The organism is Photorhabdus sp. CRCIA-P01, from assembly GCF_003545805.1.
Lineage (GTDB): Bacteria > Pseudomonadota > Gammaproteobacteria > Enterobacterales > Enterobacteriaceae > Photorhabdus > Photorhabdus antumapuensis.
The window spans coordinates 1-4160 of the sequence record NZ_NMQR01000108.1 but is presented as its reverse complement, the minus strand read 5'-3'; the positions used below and the strand labels follow the sequence as shown (position 1 = coordinate 4160).

Annotated in this window: 4 protein-coding genes and 2 pseudogenes; 1 reads left to right on the top strand and 5 read right to left on the bottom strand. The window is 46.5% G+C overall.

Annotated elements, in window-relative coordinates; all coding sequences use genetic code 11:
* The 3 genes and pseudogenes from D3222_RS23725 to D3222_RS27035 all read right to left on the bottom strand — a co-directional run.
* Positions 1-944 (bottom strand): annotated as a pseudogene (locus D3222_RS23725) (hemagglutinin repeat-containing protein); the annotation flags it as partial.
* Positions 945-1073: 129 nt separating this feature from the next.
* Positions 1074-1451 (bottom strand): DUF6911 family protein, encoded by a 378-nt coding sequence (locus D3222_RS23720; RefSeq protein WP_118988262.1) that lies wholly within the window; start codon positions 1449-1451, stop codon positions 1074-1076.
* Positions 1451-1931 (bottom strand): annotated as a pseudogene (locus D3222_RS27035) (cytidine deaminase-like fold-containing protein). The gene D3222_RS23720 and the pseudogene D3222_RS27035 overlap by 1 nt, the downstream one beginning before the upstream one ends.
* Positions 1932-2478: 547 nt before the next feature.
* Here D3222_RS27035 and D3222_RS23705 point away from each other — a divergent pair.
* Entirely contained in the window at positions 2479-2619 is a 141-nt protein-coding gene (locus D3222_RS23705; RefSeq protein ID WP_118988260.1) for a SymE family type I addiction module toxin, read from the top strand.
* 69 nt (positions 2620-2688) lie between these two features.
* On the opposite strand, the gene D3222_RS23700 is transcribed toward D3222_RS23705, so the two are convergent.
* Positions 2689-2961: a contact-dependent growth inhibition system immunity protein gene (locus tag D3222_RS23700; protein WP_118988259.1), complete on the bottom strand. Its 273-nt coding sequence runs from the start codon at positions 2959-2961 to the stop codon at positions 2689-2691.
* Positions 2962-2975: 14 nt separating this feature from the next.
* Entirely contained in the window at positions 2976-3902 is a 927-nt protein-coding gene (locus tag D3222_RS25300; RefSeq protein WP_157975429.1) for an RNase A-like domain-containing protein, read from the bottom strand.
* Positions 3903-4160 lie beyond the last annotated feature (258 nt).

The following is a 4160-nucleotide window of genomic DNA, read 5'->3' as shown; positions in this document are numbered from 1 at the left end:
GTGGTCAGGTCTTTAATCACTCCGGCGAGGTAAGGGGAAGCGCCGCCCGCCAGTGCCTGACCAATGTTCCCGCCCGCAAGTCCCTGAATGGCGGCAGTGGCCGCCTGTAAAGCGGTGTGGTATTTCCCACCGGTGCCAAGGCCAGATTCATTCAACGCCTGATTATAGGCGGTTTTGTAAATCTGGTCTTGAATGAGTTCCGGGGTGATGTCGGTTTTACCTTTATCCTCCAGGACTTTTATGGCCGCTTTTCTATCCGGTTCACTGATGTTCTCCAGTTTAGCGTTAGCTGCTTTGGTGGCGATAATGGCCCCTTCGGTACTGGCGATGTCAATCACCTGCGCACTGATTTCGCCAATTAGTTGGGCCTGTTTCAGGCGTTGTTGCTCTTTCTCTTTGTCAAAGATAGGGCTGAGAGCATTATTGGCATGGTCGGTATCCCGGCTCAGGGGGGTGATGTCCTGCTGCTGGTTGTCTTTATCCCGGATAATCAGGGCGCCGTCACTGACTGCGGCATGGGTGGTGCTTTGGGCATGGCCTTCCCGGTTAGCGCCACCCAGGGTATTGGCCGCCATGTTACTGAGTAACATACCGCCTGCTGAACCCCCGGTGCTGATGCTTACGCTGTGGTGTTCAGTTTTAAAATCCGCTTTGTTTTTTATATCGCCAAAGCCGAGAGTGCCGGTATCGAGGGTGTTTTTGTCTTTGTCTGCGGTACTGGCAATGACTGCACCGTCAAGCTGAGTATGTTCACCCACTTTCACTTGATAGCCGCCTTTGCCGGCAAACAGTCCGGTTTGTTCCTGTACGGAGTCAAAGTTGCTGTGGATTTTGTCGCGGCTGGCGCTGAGGTTTAATGAACCTCCTGAACCTGGGCCGACAGTGGCACTGATGCCGGCACTGACGTTCTGTTGCTTCATATCGTAGCGGTTGCTGTTCTGTTCTGGACAGCTTGTACCCCGCTAAGGCGGCTTTGGTTTCATTTAAAAATTTGAATTAAGTTAACATTATCCTGTCGGGCTAATGCGGGTGGAAAAAATAGCCCCGGTTTTGCAATCGCCGGGGCTGGTTATTTAATTTAGAAGTTCTTTTGACACATTGCCTGTATCAAAAAATTCTTTGAATACTTTCACTACAAAATCGAAATCTTTTGTGAGTTGGCGAGCTGGCCAGTAATCGCCAAGTATATCTATTTTGTCATTTGACTGAGTTAGATCCCAAAATGTGAATATTTCATCATTCTCATCTAGCATGGTAACGAAATAAATCCCATTATCCATCCTAACCTGAAGCTCTGATAGTAAGTATCCTTCATTATCTAAATAATCAATAGTTACACAACCTGAGTTTATTTTCAGAGAATGTAATAAATTATTTACTCTCTCCCAGGAGGGATATTTTTCACTCCCTCCATTTCGCAAAATAGACCAAGATAGTAATAAATTATCCATTAATCATTATCCTTCACACGGAAACCTTTCGTACCTTTTTCCCAATATAGTGTCCTTCCTGTTTTTTCCTCATGCAGTGTTAGTGATTTAAGACCTGATTTCTCTGCCATGGACTTGATATCACTGAGACAATATGTACAAATTTTTTCACCTCTAATTGACATTTCCATTCGGATAATTTTTGTCTGGGCGTTTATCTATTTTCGCCTGTACCATATCATTGATTAGTGTAGGGCGACTTTGATCACCAAGATAATAATCAGGTCTATTTCCCTGATTGGTGTCAGTAAATTTTTTCCCGGTTTCTTTATCAGTTAACTCTGCTGTCACCTTAGGAATGGATGTATGAGTTTTTTTATCCAAAACCCTGCTGCTTTCCTGAATTGTGAGTTTATCTGGTGAGATAATTCCTTCTGTCGGCTTGGTTATGGCTTTATTACCGGCAACACCTCCAAATATAGCCAGTGAACCCAGGCTCATATTTGCTACCCCACGGCTATATTCACCATTAATAACTTGCCCAATCCCCGTACCGGTTTGATATGAACCCCCGGCAACGAGGCTTCCCCTAATGAGCGACCCTGGCATACCGGGTAATGCCAGTAATGCATCCGTTCCGAGAGCAGCTTGTCCTGAGTGTACACTGTACATTTTCAGATAGCTTAGTGCCTCATTATAGGCTTTCACATCTGCGGCCGCTGCGACAAATGCCCCACCCTTAACTAGATTTTGAATTGCGGCTGCCGCTTCTTTCCCTGAGAAACCGTACTCTGTCTGTAACTCATACCCATATTGGTTGAGAAGGGGAAGCGCCGCCCGCCAGTGCCTGACCAATATTCCCGCCGGCTAATCCTTGAATGGCCGCAGTGGCGGCCTGTAAAGCGGTGTGGTATTTCCCACCGGTGCCAAGGCCAGACTCATTCAATGCCTCGTTATAGGCGGTCTTGTAAATCTGGTCTTTAATGAGTTTCGGGGTGATGTTGGTTTCACCTTTATCAGTGCACACTGTGCTGACTACACCACTGGTATGACCCGCCGTTACCGCCGACACCCCAGCTTGCACCTGAAGGGTAACTGGTTGCAAGAAGCGGGCTTTTCCACCGGGCAGCCAGTGCAGGTCTGCATTGAGCATAGGTTGTTGATTATCCGGCTCGTTGAGAAAAGCTAGCAACTAAAGAGGAAGAGTCCAGCTTTTAGGCTGGATTCTTCCTTACTGTGGGGACTTTAAAGGTATTAACTATAAAACGTCATTCAATTTTTTAAACCATTGTAAGACAGTTAATCCATCCGCTGATGGAGAATAATATCCATTATTTTCATAAAGAAAACTCTCTGTTAATTCTTCACTACTATTCAATATTTCTTCAAACTCCTTTTTTAAAAGCATAACTTTCTCTGGCCGTTCTTTTTCCACAAAAAGCTTCATGATTCCCTCATCTGTCGATGCCTCACAGTCCCAATCCTGATGGAAATAACAACCTAATAAATAACGAATATTTTCTATTTTCATTCCTTTCTCCCAATTTATTTAGGGTAAGCAGTTTGAATACGGTAACCGTTAGGCATTAAAGGATCCTTATCAATAACAATCACTATATTGTTTGATTCATGAGACTTTGTGCTACCTTTTGGTATTACTCGCCCTACATTCTCTGGCATTTTATGATCAAGTACTATTCTTGTGTCATTTCCTGCCATAAAAGTAGTTAATTTTTCTCTGTTCGCTGCTATACCATTACCTATTGCCCATTCTGCGGTTTTCATATCGGTAAATGTTGATGATGCTAATACCCTTGGATCATTCTTGAATCTGGCAAGTAATTGAGCATCAGATTTGCCAACATGCCTTTCTATCGCATGACCACCAAAATTCTCATGATATATTAATGTCCTACTCGTTTCTGCTTTGACAGTAGTACCTTGGGTCGCCTCACCTTTTGCGTTAAATGTTGTCTTTCCGTCAAATTGACCTGCTTGAGATTCAACATTTGTGACCGTGCCTTGATTTTTCTGGCTGTAATTCCCTTCACCAGTACTCCATTGCGGTAGTGGGTTTTCCGTTTTATTGCCTGTCCCCGAATTTTTAGTCAGTGCCAAAAAGGTTTTCGCCGCCACATACTGCATCACCTTCGCTTCGCTGGTCGGTATGCCGCTGCTCACAATTTCAGCCGCTTTCTCCGGCGTCATTTTTTCATTGGACATCACCACATCTAACGGCACACCGAAGAAGTTACCCCACGCCACAATCAGCCCTCTGGCCGGATCTTGCCCTTCAGGGTGCGTACCTCTCGCTTGTTTTGCCAACGCTTCCGACAATTCATCCGGGGTTGCCCCTTCCCTGAGCATTTGCATGGCGAGTGAACTCTGTGCCCGACCGTACTCCGCCATGCCTTTGGGCAAGCTCAACGCATTATTCTCAATAACAACGCATTCCAGTGCGAAGTTGACCATCGAACACCGATTTTCCTAATGCCCTCAGTCAGTTACAACCCGTTTTTTCCAATGTCCGTTCACCGCCGAACCCAAAACCCCCTGACGCGCTTTTCGCCCCCGACGGCCCGTTTTTCCCGCCGGGCCTTTGTCAGCGTAGCGCCTTTTTCGGCAACGGGCGAACGTCGCCCAGCTTGCCTGGGCGGCGGACGCACGTTCTGCGGGCGCGGGCGGCATAGAGCCCGCAAGCGGCGCCCCTGCGACGCTCTGAGGCACTGT